15 protein-coding genes are annotated in these 18,677 nt (G+C 64.5%); 8 read left to right on the top strand and 7 right to left on the bottom strand.

Features of this window, described 5'->3' with window-relative positions:
* The first annotated feature begins 42 nt into the window (after nt 1-42).
* Both F812_RS0121215 and F812_RS0121220 read left to right on the top strand, forming a co-directional pair.
* Entirely contained in the window at nt 43-969 is a 927-nt protein-coding gene (locus F812_RS0121215) for a sulfite exporter TauE/SafE family protein (RefSeq protein WP_020087998.1), read from the top strand.
* Complete coding sequence (locus tag F812_RS0121220) at nt 969-1,904, top strand: TIGR02186 family protein (RefSeq protein ID WP_245257741.1); 936 nt, start codon at nt 969-971, stop codon at nt 1,902-1,904. Before F812_RS0121215 ends, F812_RS0121220 begins: the two co-directional genes overlap by 1 nt.
* A gap of 217 nt (nt 1,905-2,121) precedes the next feature.
* Here the strand turns inward: F812_RS0121220 and pdeM are convergent, their stop codons facing one another.
* Both pdeM and F812_RS0121230 read right to left on the bottom strand, forming a co-directional pair.
* Entirely contained in the window at nt 2,122-2,889 is a 768-nt protein-coding gene (gene pdeM, locus F812_RS0121225) for a ligase-associated DNA damage response endonuclease PdeM (protein ID WP_020088000.1), read from the bottom strand.
* Nucleotides 2,864-5,395, bottom strand: coding sequence for a ligase-associated DNA damage response DEXH box helicase (locus tag F812_RS0121230; RefSeq protein ID WP_040499008.1), 2,532 nt, complete (start codon nt 5,393-5,395; stop codon nt 2,864-2,866). Before F812_RS0121230 ends, pdeM begins: the two co-directional genes overlap by 26 nt.
* 162 nt (nt 5,396-5,557) lie before the next feature.
* On the opposite strand from F812_RS0121230, the gene F812_RS0121235 reads away from it, so the two are divergent.
* A complete protein-coding gene (locus F812_RS0121235) occupies nt 5,558-5,830 on the top strand; it encodes a DUF6460 domain-containing protein (protein WP_020088002.1) in 273 nt (90 codons plus the stop codon).
* 6 nt (nt 5,831-5,836) lie between these two features.
* On the opposite strand, the gene F812_RS0121240 is transcribed toward F812_RS0121235, so the two are convergent.
* The gene (locus F812_RS0121240; RefSeq protein ID WP_020088003.1) at nt 5,837-6,922 is read right to left on the bottom strand and encodes a quinone-dependent dihydroorotate dehydrogenase; all 1,086 of its coding nucleotides are present in this window, start codon (nt 6,920-6,922) and stop codon (nt 5,837-5,839) included.
* The gene (locus tag F812_RS0121245; protein ID WP_020088004.1) at nt 6,919-7,260 is read right to left on the bottom strand and encodes a DUF952 domain-containing protein; all 342 of its coding nucleotides are present in this window, start codon (nt 7,258-7,260) and stop codon (nt 6,919-6,921) included. The genes F812_RS0121240 and F812_RS0121245 overlap by 4 nt, the downstream gene beginning before the upstream one ends.
* A gap of 336 nt (nt 7,261-7,596) precedes the next feature.
* Between F812_RS0121245 and F812_RS0121250 the strand changes: the two genes are divergently transcribed.
* Nucleotides 7,597-9,234, top strand: a complete 1,638-nt coding sequence (locus tag F812_RS0121250) for a DUF262 domain-containing protein (RefSeq protein ID WP_020088005.1) — start codon at nt 7,597-7,599, stop codon at nt 9,232-9,234.
* 10 nt (nt 9,235-9,244) lie between these two features.
* Here the strand turns inward: F812_RS0121250 and F812_RS0121255 are convergent, their stop codons facing one another.
* Nucleotides 9,245-10,909, bottom strand: a complete 1,665-nt coding sequence (locus F812_RS0121255; RefSeq protein WP_020088006.1) for a lysine--tRNA ligase — start codon at nt 10,907-10,909, stop codon at nt 9,245-9,247.
* Between the two features lie 101 nt (nt 10,910-11,010).
* Nucleotides 11,011-12,726: a hypothetical protein gene (locus tag F812_RS0121260; RefSeq protein ID WP_020088007.1), complete on the bottom strand. Its 1,716-nt coding sequence runs from the start codon at nt 12,724-12,726 to the stop codon at nt 11,011-11,013.
* A 969-nt stretch (nt 12,727-13,695) separates the two neighbouring features.
* Between F812_RS0121260 and F812_RS0121265 the strand changes: the two genes are divergently transcribed.
* A complete protein-coding gene (locus tag F812_RS0121265) occupies nt 13,696-14,574 on the top strand; it encodes an alpha/beta hydrolase (RefSeq protein WP_020088008.1) in 879 nt (292 codons plus the stop codon).
* 156 nt (nt 14,575-14,730) lie between these two features.
* On the opposite strand, the gene F812_RS24990 is transcribed toward F812_RS0121265, so the two are convergent.
* A complete protein-coding gene (locus F812_RS24990; protein WP_020088009.1) occupies nt 14,731-15,249 on the bottom strand; it encodes a DUF2147 domain-containing protein in 519 nt (172 codons plus the stop codon).
* A 384-nt stretch (nt 15,250-15,633) separates the two neighbouring features.
* Between F812_RS24990 and F812_RS0121280 the strand changes: the two genes are divergently transcribed.
* The 3 genes from F812_RS0121280 to F812_RS0121290 are packed head-to-tail and all read left to right on the top strand — an operon-like array spanning nt 15,634 to nt 18,597.
* Nucleotides 15,634-16,764 (top strand): ABC transporter permease, encoded by a 1,131-nt coding sequence (locus F812_RS0121280; RefSeq protein WP_020088011.1) that lies wholly within the window; start codon nt 15,634-15,636, stop codon nt 16,762-16,764.
* Nucleotides 16,761-17,510: an ABC transporter ATP-binding protein gene (locus F812_RS0121285; protein ID WP_020088012.1), complete on the top strand. Its 750-nt coding sequence runs from the start codon at nt 16,761-16,763 to the stop codon at nt 17,508-17,510. The genes F812_RS0121280 and F812_RS0121285 overlap by 4 nt, the downstream gene beginning before the upstream one ends.
* Entirely contained in the window at nt 17,503-18,597 is a 1,095-nt protein-coding gene (locus tag F812_RS0121290; protein WP_020088013.1) for an HlyD family secretion protein, read from the top strand. The genes F812_RS0121285 and F812_RS0121290 overlap by 8 nt, the downstream gene beginning before the upstream one ends.
* The last annotated feature ends 80 nt before the right edge of the window (nt 18,598-18,677 follow it).

The following is an 18,677-nucleotide window of genomic DNA, read 5'->3' on the forward strand; positions in this document are numbered from 1 at the left end:
TGAAGCCTCATCGCGCGATACCGGCGTAACAGCTCCCCACGCATGCACATCTATCTGCCGATCGCCGAGATGTCCGCCAACGTGCTGCTATTCGTTGGCATGGGCGCAGCGGTGGGCTTTCTCTCCGGCCTGTTCGGCGTTGGCGGCGGGTTTCTGATGACGCCGCTTCTGATCTTCTCCGGAATTCCTTCCGCGGTGGCGGTCGGCACCGGTGCCGCGCAGGTGGTGGCTTCCTCCGTCTCGGGCGCGATGGCGCAATATCAGCGCAACAACGTCGACATCAAGCTCGGCGTGGTGCTGCTCGCGGGCGGCGTCGCGGGCTCGGTCATCGGCGTCAAGATGGTGCGCATCCTGAGCCTTGCGGGCCAGTTCGATCTCTTCGTCGCGCTCGCCTACGTGACGTTCCTCGGCGTGATCGGCATCCTGATGCTGATCGAGAGCATAAATGCCTTGCAGAGCGTGCGCCGCGGCCGGCCTTACTCCATGCGCCGGCCCGGGCAGCACAACTGGATCCATGGTCTGCCGCTCAAGATGCGGTTCCATCGCTCCAAGCTCTACATCAGCGCCATTCCGCCGCTGATGATCGGCGCGTTTGTCGGGTTTCTCGGCGCGATTATGGGCGCAGGCGGCGGCTTCATCATGGTTCCCGCCATGATCTACCTGCTGCGCGTGCCGACCAACGTGGTGGTGGGAACGTCGCTGTTCCAGACGGTGTTCGTCTCGGCCGTGACGACCATCATGCAGGCGAGCGAGAATTACAGCGTGGACGTGGTCCTCGCGCTGTTGCTGATCGTGAGCGGCGTGATCGGTGCGCAATATGGCGCGGCTGCCGGAGCCCGGCTCAGGGGCGAGCAATTGCGGTTACTGCTCGCGGCTCTGGTGCTGCTCGTCTGCTTCCGCATCGGCTGGGATCTCGTGGTGACGCCGCGGGAATTGTTCAGCATCACCGCAACGCTCGGGGGGATGTGATGACGCCCGTCCGCCTGATCCCAAGAGGCTGGCTACGGCTTATTCCGCTGATGGGCGTGATGGTGGCCGGGCTCGGGCTCGCGTCTGTGCCCGCGAGCAATGCTATCGCGCAGGAGCCGGGGGCGACGGACAAACGGGTGCCTCCGGTCAAGACGCCACGCAACCGCAAGACGGAGCGCACCGCAGCCAAGACCGATCAGGCGCCTCCCCGGGAGGCTGTCGAAGCCGATGTTTCGACGCGGACGATTGCAGTGACCTCCGCCTTCACGGGCACCGAGATCGTCGTGTTCGGCTCCGTGGTCAACAGCCGCCAGCCGAGCGCAGAGGCCGGATACTACGACGTGATCGTCGTGCTCGAAGGGATGCCGACCCCGCTGCTCGCACGCCGCAAATCCAACGTGGCGGGGCTGTGGGTCAACACGGAATCCGTCGCCTACGAAAGCGCGCCGAGCTACTACGCCATCGTCTCGACACGGCCCATTGAGGAAATCGCCGACGAGCCGCTGCTCGAGCGGAATGCGATCGGGCTCGATTTCGTGCGCCTCGCGCCGGCCGCGAAGTCGGCCATCGAGACCGACCCAGAAGAGCTCAAGGCCTTCAAGGATGCCGTCATCCGGCTGAAGCAGAAGGAAGGGCTCTATCTCAAGGAAGACTATGCGGTGATCTTCATGGGCAAGAGCCTGTTCCGCAGTTCCATCTCGCTGCCGGCGAACGTTCCCGTGGGGCCGCTCACGGCGCGCGTGTATCTGTTCCGGGAAGGGGAATTGCTCAGTGCGTTCCAGTCTCGTGTGCGGCTCGAACGGTCTGGCATCGAGCTGTGGCTCTACCGCTTTGCCATGCGCCAGCCTGCGCTCTACGGCCTGTTTGCGGTGGCGGTGGCGGTGGGTGCGGGGCTTCTTGCCTCGGCCGCATTCCGGCGGCGGGACGCAGCTTAGAGCGCGATCAATTTTTATTGGATCAGAATCGCGCTCCCGGCGCTTTAACGGGAGCGATGATTCACGCTTCGGACTGATAGGGTCCGAAGCGATCATGGTCTCTTTTGTTAGACCGATGATTCACGCTTCGGACTGATAGGGTCCGAAGCGATCATGGTCTCTTTTGTTAGACCGATGATTCACGCTTCGGACTGATAGGGTCCGAAGCGATCATGGTCTAGTCTTCCTTCAGAAGACGTGCGGCGATCGGGTAGAGGCCTTCCTGGCCCATGACGAGCACGGACAAGCCGTCGTTGCCGAAGAGGGGCGCGAACGCGTCGTCGAGCACGTTCAATCCGCCCGCGTAGGTGCCGAAGGCCGGCAGCACGAGGCGATTGCCGTTTCCGACGAAGCAGGGACGGCGGATGACGTGGCCGTGGAAGGACACGCGCGCTGCGGGATGAAGGTGGCCCGCGATCTCATGCGTGACGGGGCTTGCCGCCGGCTCATGACGGAAGGTGATGCCGGACACCGTGATCTCAGGCAGCACTTGGCCCCCGAAGCACTCCGCGATCACCGGGTCATGATTGCCGTTCAGCCAAAGCCACTCGCGATCCTCCTGGAGGATGGCCAGCGTCTCGCGATCCTTGTCGCACATGCGCTCGCCGGCATTGCGGTCGTGGAAGCTGTCGCCCAGGCAGATGACGGTCGCGGCCTGATAGGCATCCAGCGTGGCAGCCAAGCGCTCCAAGGTAGCGGCAGTGTCGTAGGGCGGGAGCAGAACGCCACGAGCGGCGAAGGAGGAGCCCTTTTCGAGATGGAGGTCGGCGACGATCAGCACGTCCTCGGCCGGCCAGTAGAGAGCGCCCGATACATCCGCCAGGAACGAGCGGCCCGAGATGGAGATCGGCTGCTGGCTGAACTCGCCGACGTCGAGCCGCTCCGGCTTGAGCTCGAGCAGTTGTGTCGTGTTTCTCACGTCACGTCCTCTTCTTGCCGCTGCCATCGAGCCGCATCGCTTCGGCGATCAGCTCCTGGGCCGCTTCCCTCAGGAGATCCTCCCGCGCGATGCGCGCGACGGGCTCGACACCAATCTCGATCAGGATCGGAACCGATAGCGGCGAGACCCGATCTAGAGCTTGATGCCTGATTCGCCCGCGCGTGCGGGCCAGGAATTGCCCCAACCGAGCAATATCCAACAATCCCGTGGCCGCATCCTCCCAGGCGGCTTCCAGCAGAATATGGCCGGGATCATGGCGCCTCAGCACGTTGTAGACGAGATCGGTCGACATCGTGACCTGGCGGCCACTTTTCTCGCGCCCCGGATGGCGGCGCTCGATGAGCCCGGCGATGACCGCCACGGTGCGGAAGGTGCGGCGCATGAGGCTCGATTCCGCAAGCCAGGCTTCGAGATCGTCGCCGAGCATGTCCTCGGCGAACAGCCTATCGAGTTTTAACGTGCCGTCGGCGATGCGTTGGGAGAGATCGCCCAGCCCCCAGATGGCAAGGCCATAGTCGTTGGCGACGAAGCCCATGGGGCGCGCGCCATCCCGTTCGAGCCGCCGCGTCAGCAGCATGCCGAGCGTCTGGTGGGCGAGACGCCCTTCGAACGGATAGGCGACCATGAAGTGGCGATTGCCGCGCGGAAACGTCTCCACCAGAACGTCGTCGATGCCGGGGAGCTGCGAATAGCCATCCTGAAGGCGCAGCCATTCCGCAACCGGAAGCGGAAGGCCGTTCCATTGCTTCCTATCGGCCAGCATGGCGCGCACGCGTTTCGCGAGATGCGTGGAGAGCGGGAACTTGCCGCCGGCATAGCTCGGGATCATGGCATCCGCGCCCGGCGCACGGGTGACGTAAGCCTCCGTCTCCTCCATGCCCTCGAAGCGCAGGATCTCTCCGGCGAACACGAAGGTCATGCCCGGCGAAAGCTGCTCGACGAAGTATTCCTCCACCTCGCCCAGAACGCGGCCACCCATGAGGGGACGTGCGCCGGGCTGGCCGGTCGTCTTCCGGCGGCGCTGCCCGACCAGGCGGATCTTGATCATCGGCGCTTCGACGATGGTGCCCGCGTTCATGCGGTATTGGCGTATGAGCGAGGGATGGGCGAGGCGCAGGTGGCCGTCACCGGTGGGGCGCAGGCGCGCGAAACGCTCGTAGGCCTTGAGCGCGTAGCCGCCGGTCGCCACGAAGTCCACCACGCGGTCGAAGCGGTCGCGCGTAAGGGCGGAATAGGGCGCGGCGGCGCGCACCTCCTCGTACAGATCTTCAGGCCGGAACGGACCGCTGCAGGCCATTCCGAGCACATGCTGAGCCAGGACATCGAGGGCGCCGCTGCGGGCGATGTAGGTGTCCTGCTCCCCGGCCTTCGCGGCTTCGAGAGCGGCGCGGCATTCGAGAACCTCGAAGCGGTTTGCGGGCACGAGGAGCGCTTCGGACGGCTCGTCGAGACGATGGTTGGCGCGGCCGATGCGCTGCGCGAGGCGGGACGCGCCCTTCGGCGCGCCGACGTTCACCACGAGATCCACATCGCCCCAGTCGATGCCGAGATCGAGCGTGGACGTTGCGACGACGGCGCGCAACTGCCCCTCCGCCATCGCCTTCTCCACCTTGATGCGGCGCGCCTTGTCGAGCGAGCCATGATGCAGCGCGATCGGCAGGTTGGATTCGTTGATGCGCCACAGCTCCTGAAACACCATCTCCGCCTGCATGCGCGTGTTGACGAAGACGAGCGTCGTCCGGTGCGCTTCGATGGCGCGGTAAATGTCGGCCATGGCGTAGCGCGCCGAGTGACCGCCCCACGGCACGGGCTCCTCGATTTCCAGGATCGCGATTTCTGGCGCTGCGCCTCCCTTCGCGACGACGACATCGGCCATCGTGCGCATGAGATCCGGCGCAGCCTGAGGCACGAGATAGCTTCTCAGCTCCGACGGCCGGGCGACGGTCGCCGAGAGGCCGAGCGTCATGAGGCCGGGGGCGAGCGTGTGAAGGCGGGAGAGGCCGAGTGAGAGCAGGTCTCCGCGCTTCGAGGGGGCGAGGGCGTGCAGCTCGTCCAGGATAATGGTGTCGAGGTCGCCGAACACGTAGCCCGCGTCCGAGCTGGACAACATCAGCGCAACCTGCTCGGGCGTGGTGAGCAGGATGTGCGGCGGCTTCACCCGCTGGCGGGCGCGGCGCGCGACGGAGGTATCCCCCGTGCGTGTCTCGATCGCGACCTTGAGGCCCATCTCCGAGACGGGCGCGACGAGGTTACGGGATATGTCCTCGGCGAGCGCCTTCAGCGGAGAAATGTAGAGCGTGCGGAGGCCCGCCCCCTGCTTCGGCCGCTTTGGCGCCTCGGAAAGCGCGATCAAGCTCGGAAGGAAGCCAGCAAGCGTCTTTCCGGCGCCGGTGGGAGCGATCAGCAGGGTCGAGCGGCGGGCCTTGGATTGGGCGATCAGGGCGAGCTGATGCACACGGGGGCTCCACCCGCGGCGGGCAAACCAGGCCGCGAACGGATCGGGAAGGACCATCCCGGCCGCTTTGGCCTCCTCAGCCTTTACGCCCTTCGCGGCCCGCCGCCTGCCCGCCTTCTCGGATACGCCCGTCACGCGTTGAGACTTCCTTCGCTCCCGCCGATGGTTATGCTACATGGGAGCCGGTTTTCCGGCCCGCTCGCAAAGGGATTTCGCCTTATGGACCGTAACACGATTTTTGGCGGAAACCCGCTCGGGGTGCTGATCCGCCTCGCCCTGATCTCGCTCGCCGTCGGCATCGTGATGAAGGCGCTCGGGATCGACCTCGGCAATTTCTTCCAGCGCATCAACGAGCTTTTGCGCAACATCTATGATCTTGGCTTTGGCGCCGTGGAATGGGTGCTCGAGTACATGCTGCTCGGCGCGCTGGTGGTGATCCCGATCTGGCTGATTGCCCGCGTGGTCGGGGCTTCGCGCTCCAAGACGGAATAACGCGCCTCAGATTTGCTTGGCGGCCCATTCGGCGGAGCGCGTGCCGGTCAGCTCCGAGAGCGTCCGCACGCCGCGCTCGGCGCACGCCTTCGCAAGATAGCTCGTGATGCGGCCGATGAGGCCGGGGCCTTCGTAGATCAGGCCCGTGTAGAGCTGCAGCAGCGTGGCGCCGGCCTCGATCTTGGCGAGCGCCGTCTCTCCGCTATCGATGCCGCCGATGCCGATCAGCGGCACCTTTCCGGCCGTCGCCTCGTAGACGCGCGCAAGCACGACCGTGGAACGATGGAACAAAGGGCGGCCGGAGAGTCCGCCCGCCTCACGGGCGGCCGGATCGGTCAGCCCGGGCCGGGCAAGCGTGGTGTTGGAGAGGGCGATGCCGTCGGCGCCGTGCCGCAGCAAGGCCGCCACGACCGGCTCCACCGCGTCCTCCGCGAGATCCGGGGCGAGCTTGACGACGATGGGGCGGCTTGGTGCGCCCAATGCCACCTTCGCCGCGCGGGCGGCCATGATGCGGCCCAGCAGCTCGTCGAGCGCATCGGGGGCCTGAAGGTCTCGGAGGCCGGGCGTGTTGGGCGAGGAAATGTTCACCGTGAAATAGCTGGCGACGCCGTAGAAGGCCTCGATGCCGGCCACGTAGTCGGCGGCACGGTCGGTGCTGTCCTTGTTGGCGCCGATGTTGACGCCGACCACGCCACGGCGGGCGCGCGCGGTGAGGCGCTTCAGGGCGGCGGCGTGTCCGGCATTGTTGAAGCCGAGCCGATTTATGACAGCCCGCTCGGGGATAAGACGGAAGACGCGCGGGGCCGGATTTCCGCTCTGCGGGCGAGGCGTCGTGGTACCGACCTCCGCGAAGCCGCATCCGAGGCCGAGCACGGCATCCGCCACGCGCGCATCCTTATCGAACCCCGCGGCAATGCCGATGGGATTGGGAAGGTCGAGCCCCCATAGGCTGCATCTGAGAGCGGGGGCTTCAGTACCCGGGCAGCGCGGGTAGACTCCCAGCTCGAGCGCTCGCAGGGTCACCTCGTGCGCAACCTCGGGCTCGAGTGCGAACAAAACGGGACGAGCGAGGCCCGCGAGCGCGCCGATCATGATACGAGCTCCTGAGGTATCTGCGGCACGCCTTCGCCGTTCAGAGGCAAGGGGCGCTGCCACAGCGCGAGCGCTGTCGCCAGCTCTCCATAGAGATGCGGAAACAGCGCGCCCCCGCGGGACGGCTCCCAGACGAGCGCCGCACCCAGAGCTTTCTCATCGAATGCAACGAGCAGAAGATCAGCGACGCCTCTGAAATGCTTGGCGGCCGTGCCTTGAAGCTGCTCTGGCGCAGAAAAATGGATGAAGCCGTCGCGCATGTCGTCGGGGGAGCCACGGTACACGCCTTCGCGGCAGGCCTTCGCCCACGCTTCCTGCCCGACAATCTTGAAAATCATGATCCCGTCCGGTGTTGATGACGCGCGCCGCACCGGTCGCGGATGCGAAGGGGCGCGGTAATGTTCCTATCCTTCACGTGGCAATACGCTACATTTATCCGCTCGTCTCCGGCCATCGATCTCGTGTACAATTCACCGGCAGAAACGTGGTAGCGGTCCCGGCTTGGCGGAGGGTTGCGGAGCGGGGTCATAGCACGTGCTGCGGGGGTTCTGCGCAACCTCAAAATTCATTGCGAACGGCGATCCGAGGGACATTTTCCAGTCCTGCCCGTGGTGCGCGCGTCACGGGATGGAGAGGTTTGTTTTTCACGATACGGGAAGGCGAGGACGTTCTGCGTGCACGAGGTTATTTCTGTCGGCGTCGTATCGCTCCAGGATCTTTTTTCCGACGCCTACCACTTCAGGCTCCCGTACTTCCAGCGTGCCTACGCGTGGCAGACCGCCGAGATCGGCCGTCTTCTGTCCGACATTACGGGCGCCATGCGCGCCAACCAAGGCCAGCGCGGCTACTTCCTCGGCAAGCTGATGGTGGCGAAAAAACAGGGGCAGCCTGAGACGGCGCTCGTCGACGGGCACCAACGCGTGATGTCGCTCACCCTGCTGTTTGCCGTGCTGCGCGATCTCGAAAGCGATCCGGTTCTGCAGAGCAAGCTCAACGGTTTCATCCGCGGCAAAGACGTGCGCCTCAGTCCGCAGGACGCCATGGCGCTCTCCTGCGAGCGCTTCGTGCAGACGCCTGGCTCCACGACGGTGGACCCCGAGGACGACTTCGACGCGCTGTCGGAGACCGAGCGGAACGTCATCGAGAACCGCAACTATCTTCGCGCCGAGCTTTCGAGCTTGGAGTACACGCCGGAAGTCAGGCGCGCGCTCGTCACCTACCTGGCGGAGAGATGCTGTGTCATCGTCGCCTCGGTCGAGGACGAGGAGGAAGCCTGGTCGTTCCTTCGCACGGAGGAGGAGACGCGCGTCGATTTCAGCAAGTCCGATCGCGCGAAGTTCAGCCTGCTTTCCATCGTGCCGCCGCCCGAGCGCGCAGACTGTCAGAAAATCTGGGAAAGCTGCGAATCCATCCTCAGCGCGAACGACATGCACGCGCTGCTCGGCCATCTGCGCACTCTCAAAAGGAGAAAGAGCAGCGGCAAGCCGATCGAGATCGACATCGCGGAGGCTTATACGTTCAACGTCGCAGGCGCCGGCCGCACGTTCCTCGAAGGTACGCTGAAGCCCGCCGCGGAACGGCTCGCGGTGCTGCGACGGACCAGCGACCGCAAGGATGCACGAAAGCTGCCGGCGCTTTCAGAGCGGCTCGGCTGGATCGATCCGCAGCTCTGGGTTCCGGCGGCGCTGCTCTGGCTCGAACGGCCGCGCGATCAGGAAGAGACGCTGCTCTTCTTCAAACGGCTCGAGCGGCTGGTCTGGATGATGAAGATCGCGGGCTTCGATCCCACGAAACAGCACAACCGCATCCTGCAGCTCCTCGGCGAAATCGAGCGTGTGCCCACGGTCTCGCAGATGCGCGAGCTCGACATGACGTCGACCCTGCGCGACATGGCGATCTCCAACCTGCGCAGCACGTCGTTCGATGCCAAGCACTACAGCGGGCGCGTGCTGCGGCGCATCAGCATCGCGCTCGGACAGGACCCGGGGCCCATCGATCGCAGCGCGCTCACCATCGAGCACGTCCTGCCACGCGGCTTCGCCGTAAAGAGCGGCTGGCGGAAGCACTTCCCATCCGCACGCTCGGTCAAGGACTATTCCCACCGGCTCGGCAATCTCACGCTGCTCTCGCCCGAGGACAATCAGAAGGCAGATACGCTCGAGTGGGAGACCAAGCGCTCGATCCTGTCGCGGTCGCCCTATGTGCTCTCCAAGCGGCTCGCGGAGGCGGCGGACTGGACGCCCGCGCAGATCCTCGGGCGCACCGAGGAGCTGATCGGCATCCTGTTCAAGGACTGGGACATCAAGTTCTAGAGCCGGCCGCTCACACCTTCTCGCTCGCGACCAGTTCGCCGTTCAGCGCCGAGGCGATGAGCGCGCGCGTCTCGGGGATGCCGTAGAGCGCGATGAACGAGCCGAAGCGCGGACCCCGGCTTTCGCCAAGCAGGATTTCGTAGATAGTGTTGAACCAGGCATTCGACACGCCGGGCCTTTCGGGCGTCGCGCCCTTGGCGGCGAAATCCTGATAGCGGGGTACCGCGCGGCCCACGTCGTAGAGAAGGGTCTGGAGATCCTCGGCGCTCGCGTCCGCGGGCGCCTTGGCGAGTGCGTCCGACAGGGCCTGGAGCGCGACGCGCTCCTCCTCGTCGGCGGCGCGGTAGCGCTTCCGGGGCTTCACGAAGTCCGCGTAGTAGCTCACGGCATAGCCGACGAGCTTGTCTAGCAAGGGATAGGCTTCCGGCGTCGCATCGGGGAAATGGCGCTTGATGAAGCCCCACAGAACCGATTTGTCGGAGGTATTCGACACCGCGACCAGGTTGAGCAGCAGCGCGAACGTGACGGGGGTGTCTCCCTTCGGCGGCTGGCCGCCGTGAATGTGCCAGACGGCGTTGTCGAGGCGCGCCTTGGCGTCCTGCCGCGGATAGGCGGCGAGCAGTTGAAGGTATTCGTCCACGGCGCGCGGGATGACGTCGAAGTAGAGCTTCTTGGCGCTGCGCGGCTTCTGGAACATGAAGAGCGCGAGGCTCTCGGGCGAGGCGTAGGTGAGCCACTGATCGATCGTGATCCCGTTGCCCTTGGACTTCGAGATCTTCTCGCCGTTCTCGTCTAGGAACAGCTCGTAGACGTAGTGCTCGGGCGCGACGCCGCCCAGAATCTCGCAGATGCGATCGTAGATCGGCGCGTTGGTCTGGTGGTCCTTGCCGAACATCTCGAAATCGACGTCGAGGGCCGCCCAGCGCATGCCGAAATCCGGCTTCCACTGAAGCTTCACGTGCCCGCCCGTCACGGGCACGGTGACGTCGCGGCCGTCCTCGTCGGCGAAGGTGACGGTGCCCGCCTTCGCATTCACCTCCTTCATCGGCACATAGAGCACGCGGCCGCTGGTGGGCGAAATCGGCAGGAAGGGGCTGTAGGTCTCGCGCCGCTCCGCCCCGAGCGTCGGCAGCATCACGGCCATGATGTCGTCGTAGCGCTCGACAGCTCTGAGCAGGACCTCATCGAAGCGGCCGGACTTGTAGTAGTCGGTCGCGCTCGCGAACTCGTAGTCGAAGCCGAAGGTGTCGAGGAAGCGGCGGAGCATGGCGTTGTTGTGGTCGCCGAAGCTCGCGTAATCGCCGCCGAATGGATTGGGCACCGAGGTCAGCGGCATCTGCAGATAGGGCTCGAGGAACGCGCGATCCGGAACGTTGTCCGGAATCTTGCGCATGCCGTCCATGTCGTCGGAGAAGCAGAGAAGCCGCGTCTTGATCTTACCGCCAGTCAGCGCCTCGAATGCGCGGCGCACCATGGTGGTGCGCGCCACCTCGCCAAAGGTACCGATATGCGGCAGGCCGGAGGGGCCGTAGCCGGTCTCGAAAAGCACCGCCTTGTCCGCGCCAGCCTTGCGCTTCTCGATCCGCTTGATCAGCCGGCGCGCCTCCTCGAACGGCCAGGCCTTCGCGTCGCCCAGGGCGGCGGCAAGGGTGGGATCGAGAAGAGCTTCTGACATGAACGGGAGCTTTCGGAATTGGACGACAGGTGCGGCAAATCAAAACGGCGAGGCCGCAACCTATGGGGCGCGGGAAACCGCGTCAATTGCCGGGCGGCGGATCAGGCCGGCGTCTGGGCGGGGCCTGCCGGGCGGCGCGGCCGGAACAGGCGCCTTATCATCAGCAGCACGAACAGAAACGCGACACCCAGCGCGCCGACCAGGAGGGGGTGCTTCTCCCAGATGAGCACGGGAGAGATGCGCCCGTCCCAGGCGGCCTTGGCGTCGTCCAGGATGAGCTCCGGATTGCCCCCGCCATCCCGCAACATCATATCAACGGCGCGTGCCTGATCCTTGCTCGCCAGTACGGCTTCTCGCACGCGCGGCGAGGCGAGGCTCTGCATCTTGGCGGGCGTTGCCGCGACGGCGGACAGCACGCGTGCGCGCGGCTCCGGCTCGAGGCCGTCCAGGTAGCGCGCGAGCGTCTCCAGCTCCGATTCCGAAAAGCTGCGGGCGAGACGCTTCAAATCCTCGGTGCCAAGACCGAACAGGCGATCCCTGGCTTCCGGCTGGAGGCCAGCGAGGCGGGTGATCGCGACGTGATCGTCGAGCTTCAAGAGCGTGGATAGAGTGGTGCGGGTGAAGCCCGAGGGCGCGGCGCGGCGGTAGATCTCATGCTCCAGAACCCTGGGAAGCTGGTCTCCGGCGAGGGCCGACCATCCGAGCGCCGCATCGATGGATCGCGTGTCGCGCGCAATGGCCATGGCGGGCTCGGGCAGGAAACGGACCGCCTCGTTCAGGGTGCCATCGGAGAGGCGCTTCAGGACGCCCTGCTCGCCGTCCGAAGCGAGCACCAACGCGACGACCTCGTCCAGACGCGCCAATTGCTCGGGCTTCACGGTATCGAGGAACGTGCGGAACCCCTCGTTCTTCTCCGCGATCTCGAGGGCTTTCTGGTGCGCCCTGCGGAAACCCTGCCAGATCTCGACGACGCGGTCGGCGGACTTGGCGGCGATCTCGTGCAGGTGCGCGTTGATCTGCTCGCCGATGGTCTTCGCGAGCTCTGCTTTCACCATGTCCTTCGTGGCGTCGGACTTCATCTCGTCGGAAATGATGGGAAGCACGCCATTGCGCAGCTCCCAGATGTCCTTGGCGACGAGAACGAGGCCGACGCCGCCTGCCGCGACGGAGACGAGGCGGGCGAGGATGCTGCCGGCGAGCCGCTGGCCGACACGCGCGGCGATATTCGCGAGCTGACGGCGGACGAGAAGAATTGCGGCGCCGGCGATGCCCTGGCTCGACTGCTGAATGACAGAGCCGGACGATATGGTCGCGCGGCCGGCGACGCTCTCGAGGCCGAAATCCCGCTCCACGTCGGTCGTGACCACTCCCGCAACGGTCGCGCCGTAGCGCTTACCCAGGAACGCGCGCAGGCATTCGAGCGACGGGCCGACGGCATCCTGGCTCGCCAGCTCCAGCGTGCGGCCCACCTCGTTGCCGACACCGGTCGCAAGACTTTCGATGGCGGATTTCATGGCGTCCGAGCGATAGACGCGCTCAGCGACGGCGGTCGAGATCTCTTGCGCCTTCTCGGAATTGATCAACGACTGAGCGAGCCCCGCCCAGCTCGTTTCGCTGCGCACTTCCTCAATCGCGAGATCGACGCGCTTGGCGAGCAGCTCATCCATGCCGAGACGGCGCCACTGGCCATCGACGGACGCGCGATAGTCGAACGATTTCACGCCGGCTTCGAGCGCCTTCAGCGACAGAGTTTCGATTGAGCTGCGAAAGCCGGCCTCGTCGGCCGCCTGACACGCCTCATAATCGGCGCGCGTCATCGGAGGAGCGGCTAAAACCGGGGACGCGGCGTGCGCTGTCATCGCCACCACAAGCAGCGCAGAGACAGCAGGACGCAAAAAAGCAGACAACGGCAAACTCCACGAAGTGCCGGGGCGGCCCGTGCTCCCCGAGCGGCGTTCAGCCCGCCTCCTGGAGGCGTTTCACGCTCCGCGTGCCGACCCGCGTTCACTATACGCGGCGAACCCTCACCCGCTAGTGACATTTCGGCAATGCTGGGTGAGGCCGATGCGCCATTCACGCGCGTCTGGAACGCCACACCGGGCGGCCAAAACACCCCAATACTTGCACTATAACTTTGGTCGATAACGCTGGTGCGACAATCTGGCAGGCTCCATCTTTCTCCTTTGATATCCCCGGCCATTTCCGGCTGAAAGACAATCCCATGCTCCGTAATATGAAAACAATTGCGATGGGAGGCGAGCCGATCATCCGTTAACGACACACGCCGCGTCACATTTCTGCCGTACCCAGCGCAGAGTAGGGCAGCGGCCACGCCTCACAGGCGGCCTTGCCGATCCGGCCTCGCGTGATATTTCACTCGAAGTCTGATCAGCAAGCTCCGATTGTGACGGCTCTTATTTACCTTGCGACCGATAGCCCCATAGGCAAGCTAGGTCTGAGAGTTGCAGGTAAGGGCCATGAACGGCCAGCCTGTGCGGGAACGCGGACCGACCGTCATATTTCGATGTGTCCCACCGGGCTCCGCGCCGCGGCTGGATTAGCGGAATATTTCCGATTGGAGAGGCTATAGAAGTTCTTTAGGCCCGAGCTCAGGAAACATGGCCGTTTAATTAGCGTGCATCACGCCATTAAATGCGGCACGGCGAGGAAACCGGAGGATCTCTATCTCGTCTGTATTAATTCGGGAGGCCGACTCTGTGCTTGGCAATTTCGAATTAATCGGCTTTATTTCCTTTTGGAGTGCAACAGCGAGTTAACCTAACTGCATGATCAAGAAAGAAAAAATCAATGCCTACCGCGACAGCCTGGTGATCCCGGGCGGTAAGGTGGGCGTGCTTTTGGTGCATAGCCTCGGTGGCAATCCAATCGAATTGCGGTTTGTTGCTCAAGGACTTGCGCGCCAGGGTTACACTGTTTATTGCCCTCTCATCCCCGGTCTCGGCGGTGGCACTGATACGTCCGGTCTTTCGTCCTGGCAGGATTGGTATGCGGCGCTCGAAGCTGCGCACGACGAGCTCAAGGCGCATTGCGACGTGATCATCGTCGGCGGCATTTCTGCCGGCTCCATGCTTTCGCTGAGGCTTGCCCGCGAGCGCAAGGACGAGGTGCACGGTCTTCTGCTGTTCGCTCCGACCATCTGGCCCAACGGCTGGGCCATTCCGCTTCATTTCAACCTGTTCGGCCTCGTCTATCACAAGTGGGTAGCATCGCTGATGCGTCTGCAGCAGCGCGCGCCTTACGGCATCAAGGACGAGCGGATCCGGAATTTCGTCATCGAGTCCTTCAAGAGCGAGGGACGCCCGATGGAAGATCTTTTCGGACGCGGCGGCGGCCTCGTCTGGGAATTCAAGGCGCTTGCCCGCGACGTGCGGCGCCGGCTCAGCGAGATCCCGCATCACGCGGCGATCTTCCATCCGCGCGAGGACGACCAGAGCGACATCTCGAACGCCTTCAAGCTGCAGCGCAAGCTCGGCGGCGTGGTGGAGATGACCGTTCTCGACGACAGCTATCACATGGTCACGCTCGACCGTCAGCGCTCGATCGTGGTCGATCGCACGGTGGAGTTCGTGCAGCGCCTGACGCAGAAGATCGAAGAAAAGGCCGCCGTTGCGCGCCTGGTCCAGAACAAGGGCGTCGCTGAATAAGCCGACGCACGTTCGAATAAAAGGACCTTCAAACGAAAAAGGCCGGGTGCATCACGCATCCGGCCTTTTCTGTTTCTTTTGCCAAAACATCCCGCGTTCTTTTGGGGCCTTCACCGGGACGTTGCGGCGGACATGCCGCCGTCATCCCGGGCCGGCTCAAGCGGGAGGAGGAGGCGCACCTTCACAACGCTGAAGATCGTCCGGGGCTTTGGTCCAGGTGAACGACTTCCCGAGCATCTTCACGCCGAGATAGCCGGTCACGACCAGTTTGTCGGCCTGCGCCAGCTTGAGAGCGGAGCTGTAGGTTTTGCCGGTCTTCGGATCGTAGATCTGGCCGCCGTCGAAAGTGCCATCCGACATCAATCCGAGCCCCCACAGGATCGGAAGGCCGCAGATCGGACGGCCTTGCATCTGGGCGTTGGGGTTGTAGCGATCGTGCTTCGGTACGCCCTCGGCATTCAAGGGCTCCTTAAGCCAGACGATACGGCCGCAGAGGCGATTGGGGTTGTCCGTGCAGATGTAGATCTCGACGGCGCCCTGGCCGCTGTCATCGATCCAGACTCCAAGCTCGGGGCGGGCTGCAGCGCTTTCGGAGGCGAGTGCAACCAGACCCACGACGAACGCCGGGACGAGCCGCGCAGTAAGACCCGCAAGGGCCAGAATTCTCTCTTTCATGAGGGACCTAATAGCTTGTTTATGCTGCTTGCCAAAAAGCACCCGCGCCGAACTGTCGGTTCGTCGCAGGACGTCGACTCTGCAATCAAAAACGGCAAAAACACGGAGTAAACCGTTATTGATCAAGTGCCGAGGCTCATCAAGAGGGCAGAGAAAAGACTTACCATCTTTCTGCCCTAACGCTTTGATTTGAAACCTTTGACGCTACAAGGGTAGTGTGTGCCACGTCCAAAACCTATATACCGTCTCATTAGACGGCCTACGTCAGAATGATAAGCGGCGGGCGGGCATTATTAGACTTCGGCGCTTGCAGCACGCCCGATCCAAGTCCGACGTACTTCAAGGCGCGCTCCAACCCTGGCAACCCGATCGGCTCTCGAGACGATGATCCTCACTCTTGCGTTCCGCAATCTCTTCCATGACCGGATCCGACTGGCGGTGACGCTGGTCGGCATTCTGTTCTCGATCGTGCTCGTCGCCATTCAGCTCGGAATGTACCTCGGCTCCAGCCAGATGATCACGTCCATGATCGAGCGCTCGAAGAGCGATCTCTGGATTACGGCCTTCGGCGCGAAGAGCTTCGAGGAAGGCGGCATCCTGCTCACGTCGCGCGAGCGGCACCAGGCGCTCGCCACCCCGGGCGTCAAGGCCGTGGTTCCCCTTGTCGTCGCGTTCGCCGAATGGCGCAAGCCGGAAGGCGGCTCGACGCGGGTGGTTCTCGTCGGGACCGATGCGGAGGATGGCGCGCTCGAACCGTGGTCGCTGGTCGCGGGAACCTGGCAGGACATCAAGTCGCCGGACGCGATCTCGGCGGACGACACCTATTTCCGCGAGCTCGGCATCAACGGCATCGGAGATACGGCCCAGATCGCCATGGGCCGCGTGAAGGTGAAGGCGCTGACGCATCGCATCCGCTCCTTCACGCAATCGCCCTACGTTTTCACGACGCTCTCGCGTGCCCGCAGCCTGCTCGGCGCGGATAGCGACAAGGCGACGTTCTATCTCGTGCAGCTCGAGCCCGGCGCCAACGTGGAAGCCGTGCGCCATGAGCTGCGCACGCGCCTCGAAGGCGCTGAGGTGCTGACCAAGGACGAGTTCCGCGACCGCAGCCTGCGGCAGTGGCTGTTCCGCACGGGCGCGGGACTTGCCCTTATCGGCGGCGCGCTGCTCGGCATCCTGGTCGGCACGGTGATCGTGGCTCAGACGCTCTATTCGAGCACCAAGGACCACTTGAACGAGTTCGCGACGCTGCGCGCGCTCGGCTCGTCGTCCGGCTACATCTATAAGGTCATTCTCGCGCAGGCGGGGCTGTCGGCCGTCATCGGCTACATCCTCGGCATTCTGATCTCCCTCGGGATCCTCTACATAAGCCGCAACACGCCGCTGCCGCTTGTGATGACCCCGGGTCTTGCGGGCGCGCTGTTCGGACTGACCCTCTTCATGTCGGCGGTTTCCGCGATCTCGGCGATCATCAAGGTCACCCGGATCGATCCAGCCATGGTGTTCAACAGATGACGACACCCGTGCTCGAAGCAGTCAACGTGGTCAAGGAGCTGGGCAAGGGCGCCGGCAAGGTTCAGGCGCTCAAGGGCGTGAACCTGGCTCTCGTCAAAGGCGAGCTGACGCTGCTCATGGGGCCTTCCGGCAGCGGAAAGACGACTCTGCTCTCCATCCTCGGCTGCATCCTGACGCCAACCTCCGGCATCGTGCGGGTGGAGGGCGAGGAGGTCGCGGGCAAGAACGCGGAAGAGCTTGCCGAGCTGCGCCGCAAGCACATCGGTTTCATCTTCCAGTCCTATAATCTCTTCCCCACGCTTTCGGCGCTCGAGAACGTGCGCATCGCGCTCGACGTGATCGGGCGCAAGGGCTACCAGGCTGCACTGCGCGCCGAGGAGGTTCTGCGCGAGGTGGGCCTCGGCAACCGGCTGAAAAACTATCCGTCCAATCTCTCGGGCGGCGAGCAGCAGCGCGTGGCGGTCGCCCGCGCAATCGCCGCTTCGCCTTCCGTCGTGCTTGCTGACGAGCCGACGGCAGCGCTCGACAGCGAGAACGGGCACGCAGTGATGGCGCTGCTCGCACGGATCGCCAAGGAGCAGAACCGCAGCGTGCTTGCGGTTACCCACGATCCCAGAACCCTCGGTTACGCCGACCGCGTCGTGCGGATCGAGGACGGACTTATCGTCGGCGAGGAGCGCAGACCGCAGGGTCTCGACGCTCCCGAGATCACCGACCTGACAAAGAGGCGTAAGGCAAATGCTTAAGCTCGATCCCACCTTCTCGGCCGTGGCGGCCGCTGCCGTCGCGGCGATTGCGACGAGCGTGATGCTGAACCAGCTCACGCCGCAGCTCAGCCAGAACGCCCAGCAGATCACGAGCGGCGATGCGCATGCGGCCGACTCGCTCCTCACACGGCCCGTCTGGGCTGCTTCCGCCACCGGCCGCGTGGAACCCAAGGAGGGCGAGATCCGCATCTCCTCGGAGGTTCCCGCGCGCATCGTCGAGGTGATTGCAAAGACAAACGATCGCGTGGCGGCGGGCGATGTGCTCGTCAAACTCGACAGTGACGACCTGATCCCGAAGCTGATCGCAGCCGAATCCGAAGCCGAGGTCCGCATCCGCGAGCGCGACGAGGAGGAAGCCACCGGCGTCGCACTCGAACGGCGCAAGGCCGAGGATGCGCTCAACGACTCCGAGCGTGCCCGCTTCCGTGCGCAGGGCGACCTCGACGAGGCCGTGCGCCAGAGCAAGAACGGCGGCGACGCCAATGCCGTGACGGCCGCACGCGAGAAGCTCGCGGAAGCCGACAAGAAAGTTGCTGAGGATCGCGCGGCGCTCGACACCATCCTTGCCAAGCCCGATTTGCCGCTGCCGACGCGCCTCGAATCCGCACTCATCGCCGCGCGCACCGACGTGGCCCAGGTGGAGAACGCTATCGAGCGCACGCGCGTTCGCGCGCCGAGCGACGGCACGGTGCTGAACGTCTGGGCGCGTGCCGGCGAGATGGCGGCGCCCTCTCCCGACGCAGCGCTGGTTCTGTTCGGCGATATCTCCAGCCTGCGCGTGCGGGCGGAAGTGGAAGAACGGGACGTGACCCGCATCCGCGTGGGGCAGCGCGTCGTCGTTCGGGCCGATGCCTTCCCCGACAAGGATTTCGAGGGTGTCGTGACACAGCTCGCGCCCGCACTCGGCTCGCCCCGTATCACCACGCGCGGGCCGCGCCGTCCCAACGACGTGGAAGTACTCGAGGTTCTGATCGGGCTGGACGGCACGCCGCCACTGCTGACCGGCATGCGGGTGGACGCCTTCTTCCGCCATGAGGCGTCCGCTTCGGCCGCGCCGGCACGCTAGAGCGCGATCAATCTGCGATTCACGGGAAACACGACGAAGCCAGGCCCTCCATCGAGGACCTGGCTTCTTTGCTTTCTAAG

This window comes from Hyphomicrobium zavarzinii ATCC 27496, from assembly GCF_000383415.1.
Classification (GTDB): domain Bacteria; phylum Pseudomonadota; class Alphaproteobacteria; order Rhizobiales; family Hyphomicrobiaceae; genus Hyphomicrobium_C; species Hyphomicrobium_C zavarzinii.

What these genes read in the sequence shown, in the direction of transcription:
- F812_RS24990 (WP_020088009.1), bottom strand. Translation starts at nt 15,249, where the DNA reads ATGAAAGAGAGAATTCTGGCCCTTGCGGGTCTTACTGCGCGGCTCGTC.
- F812_RS0121220 (WP_245257741.1), top strand. Translation starts at nt 969, where the DNA reads ATGACGCCCGTCCGCCTGATCCCAAGAGGCTGGCTACGGCTTATTCCG.
- F812_RS0121230 (WP_040499008.1), bottom strand. Translation starts at nt 5,395, where the DNA reads ATGGTCCTTCCCGATCCGTTCGCGGCCTGGTTTGCCCGCCGCGGGTGG.
- F812_RS0121260 (WP_020088007.1), bottom strand. Translation starts at nt 12,726, where the DNA reads ATGACGCGCGCCGATTATGAGGCGTGTCAGGCGGCCGACGAGGCCGGC.
- F812_RS0121280 (WP_020088011.1), top strand. Translation starts at nt 15,634, where the DNA reads ATGATCCTCACTCTTGCGTTCCGCAATCTCTTCCATGACCGGATCCGA.
- F812_RS0121235 (WP_020088002.1), top strand. Translation starts at nt 5,558, where the DNA reads ATGGACCGTAACACGATTTTTGGCGGAAACCCGCTCGGGGTGCTGATC.
- F812_RS0121265 (WP_020088008.1), top strand. Translation starts at nt 13,696, where the DNA reads ATGATCAAGAAAGAAAAAATCAATGCCTACCGCGACAGCCTGGTGATC.
- F812_RS0121245 (WP_020088004.1), bottom strand. Translation starts at nt 7,260, where the DNA reads ATGATTTTCAAGATTGTCGGGCAGGAAGCGTGGGCGAAGGCCTGCCGC.
- F812_RS0121290 (WP_020088013.1), top strand. Translation starts at nt 17,503, where the DNA reads ATGCTTAAGCTCGATCCCACCTTCTCGGCCGTGGCGGCCGCTGCCGTC.
- F812_RS0121240 (WP_020088003.1), bottom strand. Translation starts at nt 6,922, where the DNA reads ATGATCGGCGCGCTCGCGGGCCTCGCTCGTCCCGTTTTGTTCGCACTC.
- F812_RS0121255 (WP_020088006.1), bottom strand. Translation starts at nt 10,909, where the DNA reads ATGTCAGAAGCTCTTCTCGATCCCACCCTTGCCGCCGCCCTGGGCGAC.
- F812_RS0121215 (WP_020087998.1), top strand. Translation starts at nt 43, where the DNA reads ATGCACATCTATCTGCCGATCGCCGAGATGTCCGCCAACGTGCTGCTA.
- F812_RS0121285 (WP_020088012.1), top strand. Translation starts at nt 16,761, where the DNA reads ATGACGACACCCGTGCTCGAAGCAGTCAACGTGGTCAAGGAGCTGGGC.
- pdeM (WP_020088000.1), bottom strand. Translation starts at nt 2,889, where the DNA reads ATGGCAGCGGCAAGAAGAGGACGTGACGTGAGAAACACGACACAACTG.